18 protein-coding genes are annotated in these 20549 nt (G+C 42.7%); 10 read left to right on the plus strand and 8 right to left on the minus strand.

What is annotated here, in order from left to right:
• Positions 1–72 precede the first annotated feature (72 nt).
• Entirely contained in the window at positions 73–1470 is a 1398-nt protein-coding gene (locus tag Q7V21_RS15645; RefSeq protein WP_304918163.1) for a cytochrome ubiquinol oxidase subunit I, read from the minus strand.
• Between the two features lie 339 nt (positions 1471–1809).
• On the opposite strand from Q7V21_RS15645, the gene Q7V21_RS15650 reads away from it, so the two are divergent.
• From Q7V21_RS15650 to Q7V21_RS15675, 6 genes are all read left to right on the plus strand, one after another.
• Positions 1810–2334, plus strand: a complete 525-nt coding sequence (locus tag Q7V21_RS15650) for a hypothetical protein (protein ID WP_304918164.1) — start codon at positions 1810–1812, stop codon at positions 2332–2334.
• Positions 2335–2659: 325 nt separating this feature from the next.
• Positions 2660–5527 carry a ribonucleoside-diphosphate reductase subunit alpha gene (locus Q7V21_RS15655; RefSeq protein WP_304918165.1) on the plus strand — a complete coding sequence of 956 codons (2868 nt, stop codon included), beginning with the start codon at positions 2660–2662 and terminating at the stop codon, positions 5525–5527.
• Entirely contained in the window at positions 5527–6678 is a 1152-nt protein-coding gene (locus tag Q7V21_RS15660) for a ribonucleotide-diphosphate reductase subunit beta (protein WP_304918166.1), read from the plus strand. The genes Q7V21_RS15655 and Q7V21_RS15660 overlap by 1 nt, the downstream gene beginning before the upstream one ends.
• 56 nt (positions 6679–6734) lie before the next feature.
• On the plus strand, positions 6735–8402 hold the full coding sequence (locus Q7V21_RS15665) for a DnaB-like helicase C-terminal domain-containing protein (protein ID WP_304918167.1): 1668 nt from the start codon (positions 6735–6737) through the stop codon (positions 8400–8402).
• 136 nt (positions 8403–8538) lie between these two features.
• A complete protein-coding gene (locus tag Q7V21_RS15670; RefSeq protein WP_304918168.1) occupies positions 8539–9102 on the plus strand; it encodes a hypothetical protein in 564 nt (187 codons plus the stop codon).
• 194 nt (positions 9103–9296) lie between these two features.
• Positions 9297–9725 carry a transposase gene (locus Q7V21_RS15675; RefSeq protein ID WP_304918169.1) on the plus strand — a complete coding sequence of 143 codons (429 nt, stop codon included), beginning with the start codon at positions 9297–9299 and terminating at the stop codon, positions 9723–9725.
• 22 nt (positions 9726–9747) lie between these two features.
• Here Q7V21_RS15675 and Q7V21_RS15680 read toward each other — a convergent pair whose 3' ends face one another.
• Genes Q7V21_RS15680 through rsxA form a run of 7 tightly spaced genes read right to left on the minus strand, consistent with a single transcriptional unit; the run spans position 9748 to position 15041 of the window.
• The gene (locus tag Q7V21_RS15680) at positions 9748–10014 is read right to left on the minus strand and encodes an RnfH family protein (RefSeq protein WP_304918170.1); all 267 of its coding nucleotides are present in this window, start codon (positions 10012–10014) and stop codon (positions 9748–9750) included.
• A 9-nt stretch (positions 10015–10023) separates the two neighbouring features.
• Positions 10024–10701 carry an electron transport complex subunit E gene (locus Q7V21_RS15685; protein WP_304918171.1) on the minus strand — a complete coding sequence of 226 codons (678 nt, stop codon included), beginning with the start codon at positions 10699–10701 and terminating at the stop codon, positions 10024–10026.
• A 13-nt stretch (positions 10702–10714) separates the two neighbouring features.
• Positions 10715–11344: an electron transport complex subunit RsxG gene (gene rsxG / locus Q7V21_RS15690; RefSeq protein ID WP_304918172.1), complete on the minus strand. Its 630-nt coding sequence runs from the start codon at positions 11342–11344 to the stop codon at positions 10715–10717.
• The gene (locus tag Q7V21_RS15695; RefSeq protein ID WP_304918173.1) at positions 11341–12405 is read right to left on the minus strand and encodes an RnfABCDGE type electron transport complex subunit D; all 1065 of its coding nucleotides are present in this window, start codon (positions 12403–12405) and stop codon (positions 11341–11343) included. Before Q7V21_RS15695 ends, rsxG begins: the two co-directional genes overlap by 4 nt.
• Positions 12402–13895 (minus strand): electron transport complex subunit RsxC, encoded by a 1494-nt coding sequence (rsxC, locus tag Q7V21_RS15700; protein WP_304918174.1) that lies wholly within the window; start codon positions 13893–13895, stop codon positions 12402–12404. The genes Q7V21_RS15695 and rsxC overlap by 4 nt, the downstream gene beginning before the upstream one ends.
• The gene (gene rsxB, locus Q7V21_RS15705; protein WP_304918175.1) at positions 13892–14446 is read right to left on the minus strand and encodes an electron transport complex subunit RsxB; all 555 of its coding nucleotides are present in this window, start codon (positions 14444–14446) and stop codon (positions 13892–13894) included. The genes rsxC and rsxB overlap by 4 nt, the downstream gene beginning before the upstream one ends.
• A gap of 16 nt (positions 14447–14462) precedes the next feature.
• Positions 14463–15041 carry an electron transport complex subunit RsxA gene (gene rsxA, locus Q7V21_RS15710; protein ID WP_304918176.1) on the minus strand — a complete coding sequence of 193 codons (579 nt, stop codon included), beginning with the start codon at positions 15039–15041 and terminating at the stop codon, positions 14463–14465.
• Between the two features lie 371 nt (positions 15042–15412).
• On the opposite strand from rsxA, the gene nifL reads away from it, so the two are divergent.
• The 4 genes from nifL to Q7V21_RS15730 all read left to right on the plus strand — a co-directional run bounded on the left by nifL (position 15413) and on the right by Q7V21_RS15730 (position 20549).
• On the plus strand, positions 15413–17026 hold the full coding sequence (gene nifL, locus Q7V21_RS15715; protein ID WP_304918177.1) for a nitrogen fixation negative regulator NifL: 1614 nt from the start codon (positions 15413–15415) through the stop codon (positions 17024–17026).
• Between the two features lie 30 nt (positions 17027–17056).
• Complete coding sequence (gene nifA / locus Q7V21_RS15720; RefSeq protein ID WP_304918178.1) at positions 17057–18586, plus strand: nif-specific transcriptional activator NifA; 1530 nt, start codon at positions 17057–17059, stop codon at positions 18584–18586.
• A 185-nt stretch (positions 18587–18771) separates the two neighbouring features.
• Positions 18772–20259, plus strand: a complete 1488-nt coding sequence (nifB, locus tag Q7V21_RS15725; protein ID WP_304918179.1) for a nitrogenase cofactor biosynthesis protein NifB — start codon at positions 18772–18774, stop codon at positions 20257–20259.
• An 11-nt stretch (positions 20260–20270) separates the two neighbouring features.
• Entirely contained in the window at positions 20271–20549 is a 279-nt protein-coding gene (locus Q7V21_RS15730) for a ferredoxin (RefSeq protein WP_304918180.1), read from the plus strand.

The raw sequence follows: 20549 nt of genomic DNA on the forward strand, positions 1-20549 counted from the left end.
TCAACACATACATCATCACCGAAAAGCCAATAATGCCGGCCCAGATAATCACTAAATCAAATGGCTGTTCCATCATAGACCTCCGTCTAAATTGGCATTGGCTGCGGATATCGGCCGTTGGGCTTTTTCAACATCAGAATCAGTTTGTTCAGCATTGGCTGTTTCCAGTCCGCCACGGAACACGCTCATCAAATAAAACACCCCAGCACTGAACACCATGGCATAAACCAGCACATAACCAATCAAGGTAAACAAGGCCATGCCACCGGTAAGTGATGGGGTTAATCCCTGTGCATGCGTCATCTGCTCATAGATTAACCAGGGTGCCCTGCCAGTTTCTGTCACAATCCAACCAGATAACACAGCAATAAACGGTGACAGACTCATCAGCCGTAAACCATTGAGGAAGGGTTTGTTTTCAAGATAGCGATCACCTCTACGCAACCACAGCCCTGCCAACCCGAATAACACCATCAATAATCCCATTGCCACCATCACCCGGAAAGCCCAGAACACAATAAACACAGGGGGCTGCATTTCCGGAGCAACTTCATTTAGTCCTGGTACTTCACCGTCCCATTCATGGGTCAAGATAAAGCTCGCCAGTTTAGGGATTTTGATTTCAAAAAGATTCTGCTGATTCTCTTGATCAGGTAAGGCAAACAGCAACAATGGCACACCGGTTCCGGTTTCCCAGTTGCCTTCCATCGCCGCCACTTTCATCGGCTGATGTTTGAGTGTATTCAATCCATGAAAATCACCGATCACCACTTGGGTCGGAGCCAGAATCAAAATCAACCATAATGAAATAGACAATGCTTTTTTATTCGCTTCCAACTCGCGTTTTTGCATGACAAACCAGGCCGTAACGCCGGCCACTACAAAGGAAGCGGTTAAAAATGAGGCAACGGCCATGTGCAGGAAGCGATAACCAAATGAAGGATTGAAAATCGCATCGCGCCATGAAACAACATAATAAAGGCCATCACGTAGCACCAGACCATCCGGTGTATGCATCAATGAGTTGGCGGCCAATATCCAGAAAGAAGAAATAAAGGTGCCAAGCGCCACCATCATCGCGGCAAATAAATGCACGCCTTGTGGGACTTTATCGCGACCAAATAACAACACGCCAAGAAATGCGGCTTCTAAAAAGAATGCAGTGATAACTTCGTAGCTAAGTACCGGTCCGAGGAAGTTGGCGGTTGAATAGGAAAAATTACTCCAGTTGGTGCCGAACTGGAATGACATCACAATGCCCGACACCACACCCATACCAAACACGACGGCAAACACCTGGATCCAGAACTTTGAAAGCCGCTGCCACAACGGATTGCCGGTCTTTAATGACAAGGCTTCTAATACAGCAATGAAGCTCGCCAGACCAATGGTAAAGACAGGAAAGATGGCATGAAAACACACCACGAACGCAAACTGAATTCGTGATAGTAAGAGCGGATCGAGTTCCATGGTGACTCCAGTTTAATAATGCTGCAGACAGATCTGATAACACGCACAGCTTAAGCTACGTTTACATTCAAATTTCAGACTCAAAATATCATAAGAAGTGCGACACATAATTGACTGGGATCAACTTTTTTTCAGTTACACCAATAAACTGCACTTAAACATAGGTTAAGCAAGCCGAGTAATGAATTGTTTATCCTGACAGTTGTCATGGTTATATAAGACATTGTTATGAACAACGTCTTTTATTATCGATTTTGAAACGTTATTCGCTGATAACACTGCTAACCTGAATCAAGTTCACCGAATGAATAATGTTTATGTATCTCAGGAGGAAGGAATATGGAAGTAGAAATTCAAGATGAAAAACATACTGGTCGTGTAGCTGCCGTCTATAACAATGAAGCAGCGGCTAAAGCGGCCAAACAAAAACTCATCGATAATGGTATTGCCCCCGGCATCATTAATATTGTTAGACCTGATGACAGCAATATCAGTAAAAAAATTGAACCCGAGAGTCATGGCATTGCCAAAACCATCGTTAAATCACATGGTTGGCTGGGTTTGATTGGGATGATTGCCGGTATTTTGATAGCGACGATTTTAGTGACCAGTGGCCCTGAAATGACCCAGTCCAGCCCGATGTTTACTTACATTGTATTTATCTTTTTCGGTTTGATTTTCGGCATGATGCTGGCGGGTTTGATTTCAATCCGTCCGGACCATGATCCGCTGATAACCAAAACCATTGAAACCAGTCAGGAACATCGTTGGACGGTCGTTGTGCAAACAGACGATCAAGATGATATCGATTTGGTTAAAGAATTATTGGAAAATTCTGCCGTCTCAACGAGCGAAACCCTCTAACTTTTGGTATTTTCATCTCCCAACGAGTCGGTACTTTCCGGCTCGTTGAGGAGAATGACCACAAGTTGTTCTCATATACCCGCCACAATAAAAAAATAATTTATTTCATCACCAAATTGGATCACTTTCGGTGATCGCGCATGACATCTCAGTTACCGCCCGATCACCCTAAAGTTATCCACATCTAATGCACAATTTATGTGCAACTTATCCCCTTGCTAAGACTTCAAAAACACATTATCTTGTGGTTCAATCACGTTGTGACCACAATTTGTTGTGGTTTACCGTTTTTTAAGTCTTACCACACAATGCAGGGAAAATCACTATGGCGAGCGAAGCAGAAAACTACACCCAACCCTCCTCTGAAACCGGCTACAAAGTTATTCGTCGTAACGGCAAAGTCACCGAGTTTAATAGCAGCAAAATTGCTGTTGCTTTGACCAAAGCTTTCTTAGCTGTCGAAGGTCAAGCAGCAAAAGATAGCCGACGTATTCACGAAACGGTTGCCGAACTTACCAGCCAAGTCAGTGAAAATCTGCTGCGTCGGTTAGACGATGGTGGCACCGTGCATATCGAAGATATTCAGGATCAGGTTGAACTCGCTTTGATGCGTGCTGGTGAATACAAAGTCGCCCGCTCGTATGTGGTTTACCGTGAACAACAATCACAAAAACGTGCTGAAGAAGAACGCAAGCACCCGCAACCTGCCAACGAATCTACACTGCACGTTACGTTAGCTGATGGCACTCGCCAGCCATTAGATATCGAACGTCTGCGCAACCTGATTGATGAAGCCTGTGAAGGCCTTGCTCAAGTGGATAACGCTGCCATCCTGCGTGATACCCAACGTAATATCTTTGATGGTGTGTCTGAAAAAGACGTCGAAAAAGCGCTGATCATGTCAGCCCGTACGTTTATCGAAAAAGATCCTGCCTACAGCACCCTGGCTGCTCGCCTGCTGATGGACAGCATCCGTCGTGAAGCATTGAGTTTTGTTTACAAAACACCTCGCCAAGCCTCACAAGGTGAAATGGCTGATCAATACAAAGACTATTTCAAAACCTACGTTCGCACTGCCATTGAAAACGAACTGATCGACTCAGAACTGGGTTTATATGATCTGGAACGCCTGGGTAACGCTTTGAAACCGGAAAACGATTTCAGCTTTACTTACCTCGGCCTGCAAACGTTGTATGACCGTTATTTCATTCACTTTGACGGCACCCGTTTTGAATTGCCACAAGCCTTTTATATGCGTGTCGCAATGGGTCTGGCTATCAACGAAATCGATCGTGAAGCCCGCGCCATTGAGTTCTACAACCTGTTGTCATCTTTCGACTTCATGAGCTCAACTCCAACATTATTTAATGCCGGTACCTTGCGTCCACAATTATCGTCTTGCTACCTGACAACCGTGCCTGATGATCTGAGCGGTATTTACAGTGCTATGCGTGATAACGCCCTGCTGTCTAAATATGCCGGTGGTCTGGGTAATGACTGGACCCGTGTGCGTGGCCTGGGTGCTCATATCAAAGGCACCAACGGTAAATCACAAGGTGTTGTACCGTTCCTGAAAGTCGCTAACGACACTGCTGTTGCGGTTAACCAAGGTGGTAAACGTAAAGGTGCGGTTTGTGCGTATCTTGAAACCTGGCACATCGACGTTGAAGAATTCCTGGATCTGCGTAAAAACACTGGTGATGATCGTCGTCGTACCCACGATATGAACACTGCCAACTGGATCCCTGATTTGTTCATGAAACGTGTGGCTGAAGAAGGTCCATGGACATTGTTTTCACCAGAAGAAGTGCCAGATCTGCATGATCTGACCGGTCTGGGTTTTGAAAAAGCTTACGCTGAATACGAAGCCAAAGCCGCTCGCGGTGAAATCCGTAACTTCAAAACCATGCCTGCCACCGACCTGTGGCGCAAAATGCTCGGCATGTTGTTTGAAACCGGCCACCCTTGGATCACGTTCAAAGATCCTTGTAACCTGCGTAGCCCGCAACAACATGTTGGTGTCGTTCACAGCTCAAACCTGTGTACCGAAATCACCCTGAACACATCTGATCAAGAAATCGCGGTGTGTAACCTCGGTTCGGTCAATATGGTTCAACATATTGATGCCAGCGGCAAACTGGACAAAGAAAAGCTTAACCGCACGGTAAAAACCGCGATGCGTATGCTGGATAACGTTATCGAATACAACTATTACAGTGTGCCGCAAGCTCGTCATTCCAACCTGCTGCACCGCCCTGTTGGTCTGGGCATCATGGGCTTCCAGGATGCGTTATATAAACTGCGTATTCCTTACAGCACCGAAGAAGCCGTGAAATTCGCTGATGAATCAATGGAAGCAGTCAGCTACTACGCCATCGATGCGTCTTCTGATTTGGCTGCAGAACGTGGCAAATACAAATCTTACGAAGGCAGCTTGTGGAGCAAAGGCATTCTGCCGATTGATTCCATCAAGATCCTTAAAGAAGCGCGTGGCGAGTATCTGCAACAAGACGAAAGCAAAACCATGGATTGGGATGCGCTGCGTGACAAAGTCAAACGTCAAGGCATGCGTAACTCAAACACTATGGCGATTGCCCCGACTGCCACTATCTCGAATATCTGTGGTGTCAGCCAGTCGATTGAACCGACTTACCAAAACCTGTTTGTTAAATCGAACCTGTCTGGCGAATTCACTGTTATCAACCCGTACATGGTTGAAGATTTGAAAGCACGCGGTTTGTGGGATGATGTCATGATCAATGACCTCAAATACTATGATGGCAGCCTGCTGTCGATTGACCGTGTTCCAGCTGAACTGAAAGCGTTGTACACCACCGCTTTTGAAATGGATGCACGCTGGTTGATTGAAGCTGCATCACGTCGTCAAAAATGGCTGGATCAGGCTCAAAGCTTAAACCTGTACATGGCTGAACCATCCGGTAAGAAAATGGACAATCTGTACAAACTGGCGTGGGTACGTGGTCTGAAAACTACTTATTACCTGCGTTCAATGGGCGCAACCGGTGCCGAGAAAACCAGCACCGCGCCGACTACTGCAACAACAGCTAAACCGTCTGCACCACCTGTGTTAAAGCCGGTTGCCAAACAAGAAGATGACTTTATTTCAGGTGAAGGTATGGACGCACCGAAAGCCTGTTCAATCTTGGAACCAGACTGCGAGGCTTGCCAATAATGTTTAACTGGGACGATCCACTTGCCGAAAAACCGGCAACCGATGTTGTTGACAACGCACTGTTGCCGCCGTCACAACAAGCCGCCAATGAACTCGACACGCCTGAGCCAACCAAAGCCAGTGTCAGTGAATTGCCGCCATTAAACGCAAAAGCCGTTAATGCTGATGACAAACGTGTAGTGAATGGACAAGCTGATATCAATCAGCTTGCCCCGTTCAAATACCCGTGGGCGTGGAACTACTTCTTAAATGCCAACAAAAACCACTGGACGCCACTTGATATCAACATGGCGCAGGACGTTCACGACTACCGTCATAAACTGACGTTAGAAGAACGTCATGTTTATGAAAACGTACTGTCATACCTGACCACCTCCGATATTCTTGCGATGCGTAATATCGGTCTGGCGGTTATGGAAAAAATGACCGCACCGGAACTGCAGATTTACCAAGCCCGTCAGGTTTATGAAGAAGCGCTGCATACCTGGACCTACCAGCACTGCATCGAAACCATCGGCCTGGACCAAGGTGAAATCTACAACCGCTATCGCGTAGTGCCGGAGATTTACCAAAAGATCAAACTCGCCAATGACCGTCTTAGTACAGTTATGCGTAGTGATATCGATCTGCGTGATAAAGACGAACTGGAAAACTTCGTCATGTCTTACGCGTTCTTCGCTGGCATTTTCGAAGGCAGCTGGTTCTACAACGGCTTCTCACCGATCTTTGCATTGCAACGTCGCGGCCTCATGAAAGGTACTGGCGAACAGCTGCAATACATCATGCGTGATGAAGTCATGCACGCCTCGTTTGGTATTCGTGTGTGCAGACAAATCATCAAAGAAGAAAACGTCAAACTGGATCCAAAGAAAATCCAGACCATGTTTGAAGAAGCCGATGCAGCAGAAGCAACCTACGCAGGCTACATTCTGCGTGACCCGATTTTGGGTTACTCAAAAGAAGCCCACCACGGCCAATTCCGCTACACCGCCAACCGCCGTGCCAAACAACTCGGCTTTGAAGAACCTTTCCCCGGCGCAGAAGCCACCCTGCCCTGGTTGGATGAACAAGCCAACATGCGGAAGGAGAAAAACTTCTTCGAAACCAAGGTCACCGAATATCAAACCGGTGGCGGTTTGAAATGGGATTGATTGTTTGATTAGAAAGCCGACTTTATGTCGGCTTTTTTATTCGCCAAGGATTGCTTATGGATGAATACGCTGTCTCTGTTTTTTGTAGTTACTCTCATAAAGACGAGGAGCTCAAAAATAAGCTTCTTAATCACTTAGCAACGCTGAAAAGGCAAAAGCTAATTGATGAGTGGAACGATAGAGCAATTGTGCCCGGAAAAGATTGGCAAAGAGAAATTGACGATAAAATAAGGACTGCTGATCTAGTACTTTTACTGGTTAGTTCAGACTTTATTGGTTCAAATTATTGTTATGAAAAAGAATTATCCATAGCCTTAGAAAGACATGATTCAAATCTATCTGTGGTTCTGCCAATAATATTAAGACCTTGTGATTGGCATGAAACAACCTTTGCGAAGATTCAGGGTCTTCCGACAGATGGCCTCCCAATAACAAAATGGAACAACGAGGATGAAGCTTGCCTTAATGTTATTGAAGGAATAAAGAAAACCATTGCAGAAATAAAAAAATTCAAAAAAAGAGTTGGAGAAGGAGCTGGCTTACTGAGCATAAGGGATGTTCTATCAAGAGAAATTGATCGTATTGATACAGTTTTTGAAAAAGTAGACTCGGAAAAGTGTAGCGGCCTATCAACAGGGATTTCGGATCTAGATTATGTTATTGACGGCTTACACCCCGCAGAGTTAATCGTATTGGCATCTAGGCCTGCAATGGGTAAAACTGCCCTTTCTCTGAATTTTGCTGCGAATATAGCTATTCATGAAAAGGAAGCCGTAGCTTATTTTTCGATGAACACACCTGTAGAACATACGACAAGGAGATTGATGTCTCTAGTTGGAAGTATTGATAGTAATGATCTACTTAGAGGAAATCTAAAGGATGATGACTGGCCTAGATTGACATCAGTAATTGCACTACTTAATGAAGCTCCACTATTTATAGATGAAAGCATATTATCCTCTGTAGATGAGCTTCGTCTTAAGTTGATAAATTTCAAGCAAAAGCACAACCTCAAAGCGGTAATAATTGATTCATTACAAGACTTGGCCTACCGAGAAAAATCTCTGAACACGGACCTTTCATATTCTGAGTATGCACATAAGCTTAAGCACCTAGCTATGGAGGTGCAATTGCCAATAATTTTAACTGTATCTCTACCTAGATCAGTAGAAAACAGACCAAATAAGCGTCCTCACTTGAATGACCTTTCCGAATTCGAAAACCTAACAAACTGTGCTGACATAATTGGTTTTATATACAGAGGAGAAGTCTACGAAGATTATGATTTTATGGATAATGCTAATGCAGAAATCATCATAGCCAAAAATAACAATGGTCATATTGGAACTATCCGACTTTTATATCAGACAAGGTACTCAAGATTTTCAGATCTCATAAAATCTGAAACTTCAGATGTAGAAGGCATGAAAATAGATTTAAATAACCCTGAGGAATTCAATAAAAATAATCTTGCCAGACTTTTAGCTAGTAAGGATGACTCTCAACATCGGCAACTAAGAGTTACAAAATCCGGAGAGTTATATCTATCCGATGAAGTTGGTAACCTAAATACAAATGATCTGGCTTTTAGAATCGAAACACTATGTGCAGGGAATGGATACGTAGGTGAAATTGCAGCTAAAGACGATGAGTGGATTGAGAGAGTGTACACACTCATTTCAGAGAATTGGCCAAACCCTAAAAATAGTCATATCGAAATGTAAGGCTTCACTATATGAAACTAAATCAAACAGTAATCCCGTAAGTTGGGTTGAAGAATGAAACCCAACATTCGCCATTCGTTAAGTTTCGAGCAAGTGAATTATTACTGTTCGTTTGATATTGGACTATTAATCAATTATGGATAATTTTTTAACAATCATTGTGGCGATTGCTGGGATATTCGGCATTTTCAAAATAGTTAATGAAATCACGTTATCACGAACCTCAAAACACAGAGATGACTATGAATTCACTAAAAACTATTTAGATGATTTAAATAATCCAAATACACATAGATTTATTATTGAGAAAGGATTTCGAGCACTTACTAATAATAATTATTCTGTTGAAGAGATAAAGTATCTTTTATCCCAGGATGAACCTATGGAGCTAATTTACCTTCGGGCATCTAGTAAAAAAATCGTATATTTTGACTTAGAAACACAATTGTACATTTGGAATGGTATTTATAAGAGATCGTGGTTTAGAAAAATAATATCTGAACTTTTAGTTATGACTTATACAGTCACAGCATTTTTAGCAGTAATGCTTTTTCTATTAAACCATGACACCAATCTGCTGGATTTAAAATTTTTTATTATTTCGATATCATTAGGATTTTTTGCAGTTTTGGCCCTTATAAAGCGATCTGATTTCAACGACGCAGTAGATTTTATGAATATGTTAGAGAATGAGAAATAGTAGGTAAGATTGAAGAATAAAGCCTAACCCTTTATTAATGAAATAACATTCTGGATTTGTTGGGTTTCGCAAGCTCTACCCTACATTTATTTATTTTTATAATCACATGGATGGTGATTGATGCAATATCGACGGACTTTTGTTGCCGGTGGGTCTTATTTCTTCACGGTCAATCTGCTGGAACGAAATAAATCATGCTGACTGCTCATATCGATCTTTTAAAAACCGCATTTCGCAAAGTTAAACTCGCCCACCCTTTTGATATTGATGCGATCGTAGTGTTGCCTGATCATCTTCATACTATCTGGACTTTACCTGTAAATGATGCGGATTTTGCTACGCGCTGGCGATTGATTAAATCGAATTTTTCTCGCGGTCTTCCCTCTACCGAACGAATCAATAACTCACGAAAACAAAAATCTGAACGCGGCATCTGGCAACGCCGGTATTGGGAACATTTAATCCGTGATGATTTGGATTATCAAAGACATGTTGATTACATTCATTTCAATCCGGTGAAACATGGTTATGTCGATAAGGCGGTTGATTGGCCTTATTCCAGCATTCATAGCTTTATTAAGAAACACATTATTTCAGGCGATGGGGATATGATAAAACTCTGAATGATATGGATGTCGGTGAAACTTAGGCTGTTGTATCCCGGCGTTTAACCAGTTTGGGATCTGCTGTTATTTGACGATATATTTCTACTCTATCACCCTCTTTAACCTCAGCATCAAGTTTAGCGATTTTTCCAAAAATACCCACTTTCTGATTGCTGAGATCGATCTCCGGATACTGCTTCAAAATCCCCGATAGTTCGATTACTTTTTCAACATTACTCCCATCTGGTACTTCTAATCTCATCCATAATTGACGCTCTGCTTCGGCATAACATACACCAACGTTCATACGTTACTCCTATACAACTGGTGCTAATAGAGCGCGTTTTATAGCCCATTTTCTATCGAGAATACGTTTAGCCGCGATGATAAAGCCAAGCATGATAAAACCGCCCGGAGGTAATGCCATCAATAGAAAACCTTGATAGTCTGGAATTAACTTGAGTTCAAGAAAGGCAAAACTGTCACCAAGTAACAAGGTGGCATTGGCAAATAAGGTACCTGCTGATGTTATTTCGCGTGCCGCGCCCAAGACAACTAAAACCAGGGTAAAGCCTAAGCCCATCATTACACCATCCCAAATTGAATAATGGATAGGTTGACGAGAAGCATACGATTCAGCACGACCCAAAATGGCACAGTTCGTTACAATTAACGGTATAAAAAGCCCTAATACTTTATGCATTTCATGCATCCACGCATTCATGCTCATATCGACTAATGTCACCAAGGTAGCTATTAACAATACAAAAATAGGAATTCTTACTTCAGCAGAAATAATATGCCTATTGAGTGACACGATAGCATTAGAACATACAAGAACAACCAGTGTTGCCAAGCCCATTCCCAGGCCATTTGTTGCTGTACCCGTCACGGCTAATAAGGGACACAATGCCAGGTTCTGACCCAGAACAACATTATTGTTCCAAATCCCATCTTTACTGATTTTTTTGATTGTTTCGACTAGTGCACTCATGTTCTGACTCACCCTATGATGCTAATAATTCGACTTGATGACGTTTGAAAAACTCAAGCCCGCGATACACCGCATGAACAATTGCTCTTGGTGTGATGGTTGCCCCACTGAATTGATCAAACTCGCCACCGTCTTTCTTTACAGTCCATTGCTTCTTTGTCAGATTGTCTAATGAGCGGTTATTAAAACTCAAAATCCAATTCGATTTATTCTCTTCAATCTTATCGCCCAAACCGGGTGTTTCAGCATGGGAGAGCACTCGAACCCCGAGTACATTGCCTTCCTTGTCTATACCCATGATCAGAGAGATAGCACCAGAATATCCATCCGCTGCAACCAATCGAAAAGACACGGCGTTAACCTTGCCATTCTTGCGTGCAAGATAAACCAAGACCTGATCGCTTCCCAGGTTGGCACCTCTTGCATCTATATAAGTGGTCTCAGCAAGCAAATCGTTGTCATAAAACACTTGAGGAATCACCTGCGCCAATGAGGCACGCAGATCTTCTTCCATTCGTAAGTTAATCTCGTCTCGCGTGTTGTAATCAGCAAAACCCAATAGTGCACTGGCCAACAAGGCAAAACCACCCAATAACAAACCTTGATAACTGACGCGTGATTTAAGTTCTGCTAACTTGCTCATTGTTCACTCTCCAAGGGTAGACCTTTACGATTCCGGCCATAGATCCGAGGTTTAATATAGTGATCAATTAATGGCGTCATTGCATTCATCAATAACACTGCAAAACCAGCACCTTCAGGATATCCCCCCCATGTGCGGATGATAAAAATCAAGCCGCCACAGCTAAAACCAAATACCAATTGTCCTACTGCCGAGTTGGGTGATGTGACGTAGTCCGTTGCAATAAAAAAAGCCGTCAAGATTAACGCCCCAGAGCTCAAATGTATCCAGGGACTCAAATAATGTTGGGGATCTATCCAGTGAAACACGGATGCAAATACAAATACCGCCGATAACACGGCAAACGGGATCTGCCACTTAATGACGCCTTTATATAGCAGCCAGACACCACCAAGAGCTAATAAAAGTGCTGAAGTTTCACCCAAGCTGCCCGGCATAAACCCAAGCCATGCCTGAGGTTGCTGATACATTCCGTTGAGACTTTCGGGTAATAAACGATCTTGCAGTAATTCAGTTTTGACATGGCCCATTACCGTTGCACCAGTATAAGCATCGGGCTGTCCTAACCCCATGAACGTGATCTGCAGGCCTTGAATAAAGTCGGGGGCTTGGGAGGTAAACAAAGGTGTTACATTCGCCCATGTTGTCATTTCAACCGGAAACGAAATAAGTAAGGCCACACGAGCCAACATTGCCGGGTTAAATACGTTTTGGCCCAAGCCACCAAACACATGCTTGCCGAGTATGATCGAAATACCTGCCCCAACAACACCGATCCACCAGGGAGCCCATGGCGGTAACGTCATCGCCAACAACCAGCCAGTTAACAGTGCTGAATTATCACGAAGGGTGATCGTGGGTTTATCGGCTAACCGTAAACACAAAAACTCAAAGACCACTGCCGATACCAGCGTGATAACAAATAAATTGATTGCAGGCCAACCAAAAAAATACAGGCCAAACAAAGTAGCCGGTATCAGTGCAAAAATGACTTGCAGCATAATGTCACTAACATGACTTTTAACACCAGTATGAGGCCCAATAATCGGTTGAACCTTCATACTGCAACACCTTGTTCTTGTTCTGCTTTGGCACGATCTCTAGCTTCTTTTTCAGCTTTCCGACGAGCGGCCTCCTCTTCTTTTTCCTGCTCTATTTTTTCCAAACGCTTACGACGATCATCAGCTAATTTTTTGGTCTGTTCAGATTTATGCTGCAATTGTTGACGTGAGACCAACTCACCCGAGGCATACTTGAAATAATGAACTAATGGGATATGCGATGGGCACACATAAGAACACGAGCCACAACTGATACAATCCTTAAGACCTATATTTACAGCAGAATCTAATTGGTTAGACCGAATCAAATTCGCCATATCCACTGGTAACAAGCCAACTGGGCAAGCCTGAATACAACGTGCACACCGAATACATGGCGCTTCTTCAGCAACGGTAATTTCATCAAGAGTTAATGCCAACACACCACTGGTTGCCTTAACAATAGGGATATCACTATGTGGTAATGCCTCCCCCATCATGGGCCCCCCCATGACGATACGGACTGTATTTTCTTTGTCAGTCAAACAAATATCGAATATGTCTGAGATTAACGTCCCGATTGCGACTTCAATATTCATGGGTCTTTTAGTTGCGTTACCACTAATGGTAACGACACGACTCACCAATGGCTCTGCTTTTCTAAGGGCACGATGAATTGCATAAGCTGTCGCCACATTATGCATAACCATACCAATGTCAGTAGTTCGTGATTCAGCAGGTACTTCCTTACCCGTCATAAATCGAATTAACTGTTTTTCCCACCCCATTGGATAACGTGTTGGTACCGTTACGACCTCAATCTTGTCATACGGCTGACATGCCTTAGTCATTGCCCTGATGGCTTCAGGTTTATTACTTTCAATACCAATTTTGGCAATGTTTGCTTCCATGCCATGTAACATCAATCGAATACCATCAATGATGGCATCTGCACGTTCCTGCATTAATCGATCATCACACGTCAGATAAGGTTCGCATTCACCACCGTTGATAAGTAAGGTATGGATCTTATTCTGTCGACCTAAATTCAACTTTACCGCCGATGGAAATGTTGCCCCGCCTAAGCCTACGATTCCTGCCGCAGCTACTCGTGCGGAAATTTCTTCCGGTTCTAATGCAAAAGGATCAGCTACAGGAACACGTTGAATCCATTGTTCTTTGCCATCAGTGGTAATAACAATTGTCCGTATCGGTAAAGCTGAAGGATGCGGAGCCGGATAAAAATTGATATCGGTAATTACACCAGAACTGGGAGCATGCACGGGGGCAGAAATCAGGCCTTGGCTATGGGCTAACAGCTGACCTTTTAAAACGCTATCCCCCACTTTCACAATCGGCTCTGCTGCTTTTCCAATATGTTGTTGCAAAGGAATATAGAGCTTTTTGGCAACCGGAAAACTCGATACGATAGGAAGCTCTAACGTGGCATCTTTACGCTCTTCAATATGGACACCGCCGCGAATTCTTAATAGCTTCAACCAGTTTGTCATGCAGCGGCCTCTAACTTGTCATTAGCAACAGGTTTGTGCCAGCGCCAGTTTTTCAACGTAATTTCCACCGGATGCATTTGTAAACATTCGGTTGGGCAAACATCAACGCACTTATTACAACCAGTGCAGGCGTCGGCTACAACCGAATGTATTTGCTTAGGTGCACCGACTATTGCATCGGTAGGACAAACTTTGAAACAACGCGTACAGCCAATGCAGGTTTCTTCGCTCACTCTAGCAACCAATAACTCTGGTTCTGCAATGCCTCTTAAATCAATTTCAACCCCTAAAATTCTGGCAAACTGTTCCGCTAGAGCACTCCCCCCCGGCGGACACAAAGTAACCGGAGCATTACCTGAAGCAACGGCTTCTGCAGCAGGTCTACAACCAGGATAGCCACACTGACCACATTGTGAACCTGGCATCAATGCTTCAAGTTCATCAACAACCGGACTACTTTCAACTTTTAAATAACGTCCGGCAAAAGCCAACAAAAACCCCAGTGCCAAGCCAACTGAAGTGAGGCTAATAATAGCTGAATATACATACATGATTATTGCCTCCCGGTTATTTATATAGGCCTGCAAAACCCATAAAGGCTAACGACAAAATCCCTGCCGTGATAAATGCGATGGGAGTACCTGCAAAAGTTTCGGGAACCGACATTAATGCCAGACGCTCACGAAGACCTGCAAAAATAATCATTACCAAGGTAAATCCGGCTGCAGCACCAAAGCCAAAAAACAAACTTTCAGTAAAGTTGTATTGCTGCTGCACATTGAGTAAAGCAACCCCCAATACTGCACAATTGGTGGTAATTAATGGCAAAAAAATACCCAAAACCTGATAAAGCACCGGGCTGGTTTTATGAATCACCATTTCAGTAAATTGCACAACAGCAGCAATCACCAAAATAAATCCGATAATTCTGAGAAAGCCAATATCCAACGGTATTAAGACCAAGTGCTCGAGTAACCAACTGGCTGCTGCAGCCAGAGTCAGAACAAAAGTTGTTGCCATTCCCATCCCCAAGGCCGTATCAAGCTTGTTTGATACCCCCATAAATGGACATAAACCCAGGAATTTAACCAACACTACGTTGTTAACTAATGCCGTCCCAAAGATAAGTAATAAATATTCAGTCACAGTGACCAATCCTGATTGCTGTTTTTCTGGAACTCAGCATCAACCATGCCAAATCATGCTTCTCGCTACACCGTACTAATTTTGTGCGTTCCACATCCATTTTTTGTGCATATTCATGTCGTAATAAGCACATAAATTACTGATCATTAGGTTTTTTTGTAGCAAACACGACAATTATTATTCGCGTGGAATAAGACCATGGTTTGTTTTAAGAGAGGATAAATAAGGATTGCTAGATGATTTGATATAACCGCACAAATTGTGGCGTTGAAATTGCAATGCAACAGCTATAGCAAAGGTGTTGTTCTTAAAATTGACTCAAACGACAGTCTCTTCGTTTAAATTCAGTGCATACAAGGTAATGGCAAGCTATGGAAAAAACCTCGCTGAAATATCTGGAAATTCAAAGTGAAATTGAAAAGATCATCAACGATCTTGAACCGGGCCTGTTGAGTGCCAGCCAAGGCAATATCATCACGAAAATCAGCAATAAACAAAAAAAACTATTGCCAGCCTGGTTTTTTGTTGAAGCCGTTGAACAAGCACCTGTTGCCATATCCATTACCGACAAAAAAGCCAATATTCAATACGTTAATCAAGCATTCAGTGAAGCAACCGGTTATCTGGCTGATGAGCTCATAGGCAAAAACCAGTCGGCTTTATCCTATAAAAAAACACCCAGACATATTTATTATGATTTATGGCATACCATTAGCCGGAAAAAAATCTGGCATGGCCAGCTGTTAAATAAACAAAAAAATGGTGAACCCTATATCGCTGATCTGACAGTTGCTCCTATGTTAGATTCAGAAAAGAACATATCTCACTATTTGGGCATTCATCACAACATTACAGAGCACTATCAAGCCAAGAAAAAGCTGGAAAATCAAAAGCATCTGATCGAATCGGTGATCAATGCCTCATCCGTGGCGATGGTTGTTATAGACGAAAATAACCGCGTTGTAATGGACAACTTACAGTACAAATCTTTGGTAAGTGATCTCGACAATCAAGAACCAGCCAACCTGTTTATTGATTTACTGACACAAGATTTTGGGAATATTCATAGCTATTTAGCAAAACATCCTGAAGGCATTAATAACTATGAGGTCAGAATAGACGGCCGACTCAACCATGCTCCGCAGTGGTTTTCATGTTCCAGTAAAATTTTTCAGGAACAGGCTATTACCGCAAGCAACTTTTTTGAAGATACCCGTCAACATTACTTGTTATTAAGTATTTCGAATATAACGAATCATAAACAGCAACAAGAAAAAATTCATCTGAATTCACTCAAAATAATGTTATCTGAAGAAGAACAAATCCGCAGCATTCGAGAAACGTTACTGGGCACGATTCATCAAGTCAGACAACCGCTTAATCAAATTCAAGCGGCCATTAATTTAATGCAACAAAAAAATGAACATGGTCACTTACTTGATTTACTGAAACAGCTGGAAACAAGCTGCCTCAACACCGTTAAAACGTTAGATAACTGTGTTCCTGAAATTGTTACAGCAGCCGTTATACCGGTTAATTTAAACCAGATTCTTCATGAAATATTGTCACTTAATAATTCGAAATTTTTAGCCAATAGTATTGTTATTGAATGGGCGCCTTCAGCCGTTTTACCAAAGATTATAGGTGCTGAAAACAAATTAAGAATGTTATTTAAGCAATTGATTGATAACGCCATTAATGCAATAAATCACAGTAATGCTATTGAACGATGTATTCGAATTAAGACCCATACATCCAACGACAAAGTTGTTGTATATCTCGAAGATACAGGGCCAGGCATTCCCCTTAATCAGCACGCTAAAGTCTTTGAACCGTTTTATTCAACGTTGAAAAGAGGTAGCACACAAGCAGGTATGGGCTTAGTGATGGCAAAAGAAATCGTATATCAAATGAACGGTAGTATTGAAATAGACCGTAACTATAAAGATGGTTGCAGATTTATTCTTACTTTCCCAGTCGATTAATTACGACGATTATTTAAGTGAGTATGATGCATGAATGATCGTTGCTATCTAATCGAAACTGAATTAGAAACCTTATTTAAAGTTAGCCAAATATTAAATGGCACTTTAGAGTTAAGGGCAACACTCCGTCAAATTCTTCAAGTGCTGCATACTGAAGCCAATATGCTTTCCGGCATGGTCACCTTACGCGATATGACAAACGATAGTCTTAGCGTCTGCGAAGTCCATGCAGAAAATATAGATACCTCAATAAAATATAAAGCAGGTGAAGGTTTAGTCGGTACTATCTTAGATGCTGAAATGACTCTGGTTGTGGATAAATTATCTGACGAGCCACGTTTTGCCAGTCGCCTTGATATATATGATATGGAGTTACCCTTTATCGGTTCTCCAATAATGGCTGACGAAAGCCAGGTTGTTGGTGTGCTTACTGTACAGCCAGATAATGCTGAATTTCTTGGAGAAAAAGCCCGCTTTCTCGAAATGATTGCAAAACTGATTGCTCATAGTGTAAACACACTGCGTACTATCGAGAAAAAACATGAAGAACTCACAACTGAACGTGACAATCTCAAACAAACCTTAGTCAAAAATTATCGTTTTGAAAATATTATTGGTCATTCAGAACCAATGCTCAAAGTATTTGACGTTATCCGCCAAGTAGCCAAATGGAACACTACCGTTTTAATTCGCGGTGAATCAGGTACGGGTAAAGAAGTGGTTGCCAATGCCATTCACTTTAATTCAAGTTGCAGCAACGGACCCTTTTTGAAACTGAACTGTGCCGCCCTTCCAGACACCTTACTTGAATCAGAATTATTTGGTCACGAAAAAGGCGCTTTTAGTGGTGCTGTCAGCATGCGTAAAGGCCGATTTGAACTTGCTGATAATGGCACCATCTTTCTTGATGAAATTGGTGAAATATCAGCTTCTTTCCAAGCAAAACTGTTACGTATCCTACAGGAAGGTGAATTTGAGCGTGTTGGTGGCAGCAAAACGCTTACCACTAATATTCGAATTATCGCCGCCACTAATCGTAATTTAGAACAGGCCGTCGCCAATGGTACATTTAGAGAAGACTTGTATTATCGTCTTAATGTAATGCCAATCCATATGCCTGCACTGCGTGACCGAATCGTCGACATTCCAGAATTATCTAAATTTCTTCTTGATCGTTTATCCAGGCAACAAGGTGGCAGACCACTAGAAATCAAAGAGAGTGCCTTACGTATTCTGATGAAATATAACTGGCCAGGTAATGTACGAGAGCTGGCAAACCGACTCGAACGGGCTGCCATTATGAGTCACGACGGCATCATTGATCGTGATGTGATCAGCCTAAGTGGCCTTGACGATAAAATTAACCTGGCCCCTGCTTCACAGCAACAAACACTTAATGTCGATCTTCAGGATGAAAACCTTGATGATCGTGAACGCGTTATCGCAGCGTTAGAACAAAGTGGTTGGGTACAGGCTAAAGCAGCAAGATTGCTTAATATGACACCACGTCAAATTGCCTATCGCATTCAAACCTTGAATATAAATCTTAAACAAATTTAAACATCATTCTTCGATTAGATAGCCTTTGCTATTTGTATCTATTCAAACAAAACACCACATTTGCATTGTTAGTTGTAAGACAATCTGAATAAACAAAAAATACATTTCCCTTATAAAACATATAGTTAAATATTGGCACACCCCCTGCTATATACCTTGTACAAAAAAACTCAAGAGGTGTATTCATGGAACTGCCAGTACTCAATGACCAACCTGCAACTGAAAGTAAGGGTGGCTGCTCAGCCGGCTCATGTGGTTCAACCGACGATCAGTTAGCCCATCTTGCAGATAACATTCGTGAAAAAGTGCAAAATCATCCCTGTTATTCAGAAGATGCACATCATTATTTCGCACGTATGCACGTGGCTGTTGCCCCAGCCTGCAACATTCAATGTCATTACTGTAATAGAAAATATGACTGCGCCAACGAGTCCAGACCCGGTGTCGTATCCGAACTGCTTACACCACATCAGGCAGTTAAGAAAACCATGGCTGTTGCAGCAAACATACCTCAAATGACGGTATTAGGCATTGCTGGCCCCGGTGATCCATTAGCTAACCCAGAACGTACATTTGAAACATTCAGAATGCTCAGCGAACAGGCACCTGATATCAAGCTATGTGTTTCTACCAATGGCCTGGCCCTGCCTGATGCTGTTGAAGAATTATCCCAACACAATATCGATCATGTAACGATCACTATCAACTGTTTAGATCCTGAGGTGGGCGCAAAAATTTACCCTTGGATCTACTGGAACAACCGCCGGATCAAAGGCAAAAAAGCTGCAAAAATACTTATTGAACAACAACAGAAAGGCTTGGAAATGCTGGTTGCCAAAGGCATTTTAGTAAAAGTTAACTCCGTCATGATTCCAGGTGTTAATGATCAACATCTTGCTGAAGTTAGCCGTGTTGTAAAAGAAAAAGGTGCTTTCCTGCATAACGTGATGCCACTTATTGCTGAAGCAGAACACGGCACATTCTATGGTGTGATGGGACAACGCGGGCCAACAGCTGATGAGCTACAGGATCTACAGGATGCCTGCTCTGGTGACATGAACATGATGCGTCATTGTCGTCAATGTCGAGCTGATGCTGTGGGCATGTTAGGTGAAGATCGTGGTGATGAATTCACGCTCGATAAAATTGAAGAGATGGACATCGATTATCAGGCAGCGATGGAAAAACGCAAAGTGATTCACCAGGCCATCGAAGCTGAAATGAATGAGAAACGTCTGGCTAAAGAACAACACAAACCAGATGTGCCTGAACTCACCACTCGTCCAGTGTTAATGGCAGTTGCAACCAGTGGTCAGAGTTTGGTCAACATGCACTTTGGTCATGCCAAAGAATTCTTAATTTATGAAGCATCACCAACTGGGGTGCGCTTCATCAGTCATCGTAAAACAGAGCTTTATTGCAGTGGTGATGACAGCTGTGGTGATGCTGAAACAGCACTGGAACGTAATATTCGCACTTTAGCGGGTTGTGAAGTCGTGCTCTGTTCAAAAATTGGTTATGAACCATGGGAGCAATTAGAACAAGCCGGTATCCAGCCTAATGGTGAACATGCCATGGAAGACATCGAACAAGCCGTTATGGCTGTCTACCTTGAAATGGTGGCTGCAGGAAAACTGGATGATTCAACTGAGCAACGACGTATCTCAGCTTAGGAGTGTGACCTATGGCCTTATCAATCATTGCTTCATGCGTAAATTGTTTTGCCTGTGAACCCGTCTGTCCCAGTGATGCTATTTATGAAGCGGCACCGCATTTTTTAATTGATAGTAAAAAATGTACCGAATGTGAAGGTGACTTTGCAGAGCCGCAGTGTGCAAGTATCTGTCCGATTGAAGGTGCAATTTTGAATGCTGCCAACGAAGCTGTTAATCCGCCAGGTTCATTAACCGGTATACCACCTGAAAAAATGGCAGAAGCCATGGCTGAACTGCAAGCACATTAG

It is taken from the genome of Methylophaga sp. (assembly GCF_030651745.1).

Bases quoted from the DNA above. Each gene is read 5' to 3' on its own strand.
- nifL (WP_304918177.1), top strand. From the start codon at position 15,413: ATGGAAAAAACCTCGCTGAAATATCTGGAAATTCAAAGTGAAATTGAA.
- nifB (WP_304918179.1), top strand. From the start codon at position 18,772: ATGGAACTGCCAGTACTCAATGACCAACCTGCAACTGAAAGTAAGGGT.
- Q7V21_RS15655 (WP_304918165.1), top strand. From the start codon at position 2,660: ATGGCGAGCGAAGCAGAAAACTACACCCAACCCTCCTCTGAAACCGGC.
- Q7V21_RS15660 (WP_304918166.1), top strand. From the start codon at position 5,527: ATGTTTAACTGGGACGATCCACTTGCCGAAAAACCGGCAACCGATGTT.
- Q7V21_RS15685 (WP_304918171.1), bottom strand. From the start codon at position 10,701: ATGAGTGCACTAGTCGAAACAATCAAAAAAATCAGTAAAGATGGGATT.
- rsxB (WP_304918175.1), bottom strand. From the start codon at position 14,446: ATGTATGTATATTCAGCTATTATTAGCCTCACTTCAGTTGGCTTGGCA.
- Q7V21_RS15650 (WP_304918164.1), top strand. From the start codon at position 1,810: ATGGAAGTAGAAATTCAAGATGAAAAACATACTGGTCGTGTAGCTGCC.
- rsxG (WP_304918172.1), bottom strand. From the start codon at position 11,344: ATGAGCAAGTTAGCAGAACTTAAATCACGCGTCAGTTATCAAGGTTTG.
- Q7V21_RS15670 (WP_304918168.1), top strand. From the start codon at position 8,539: ATGGATAATTTTTTAACAATCATTGTGGCGATTGCTGGGATATTCGGC.
- Q7V21_RS15675 (WP_304918169.1), top strand. From the start codon at position 9,297: ATGCTGACTGCTCATATCGATCTTTTAAAAACCGCATTTCGCAAAGTT.
- Q7V21_RS15730 (WP_304918180.1), top strand. From the start codon at position 20,271: ATGGCCTTATCAATCATTGCTTCATGCGTAAATTGTTTTGCCTGTGAA.
- Q7V21_RS15695 (WP_304918173.1), bottom strand. From the start codon at position 12,405: ATGAAGGTTCAACCGATTATTGGGCCTCATACTGGTGTTAAAAGTCAT.
- Q7V21_RS15680 (WP_304918170.1), bottom strand. From the start codon at position 10,014: ATGAACGTTGGTGTATGTTATGCCGAAGCAGAGCGTCAATTATGGATG.
- Q7V21_RS15645 (WP_304918163.1), bottom strand. From the start codon at position 1,470: ATGGAACTCGATCCGCTCTTACTATCACGAATTCAGTTTGCGTTCGTG.
- nifA (WP_304918178.1), top strand. From the start codon at position 17,057: ATGAATGATCGTTGCTATCTAATCGAAACTGAATTAGAAACCTTATTT.
- Q7V21_RS15665 (WP_304918167.1), top strand. From the start codon at position 6,735: ATGGATGAATACGCTGTCTCTGTTTTTTGTAGTTACTCTCATAAAGAC.
- rsxC (WP_304918174.1), bottom strand. From the start codon at position 13,895: ATGACAAACTGGTTGAAGCTATTAAGAATTCGCGGCGGTGTCCATATT.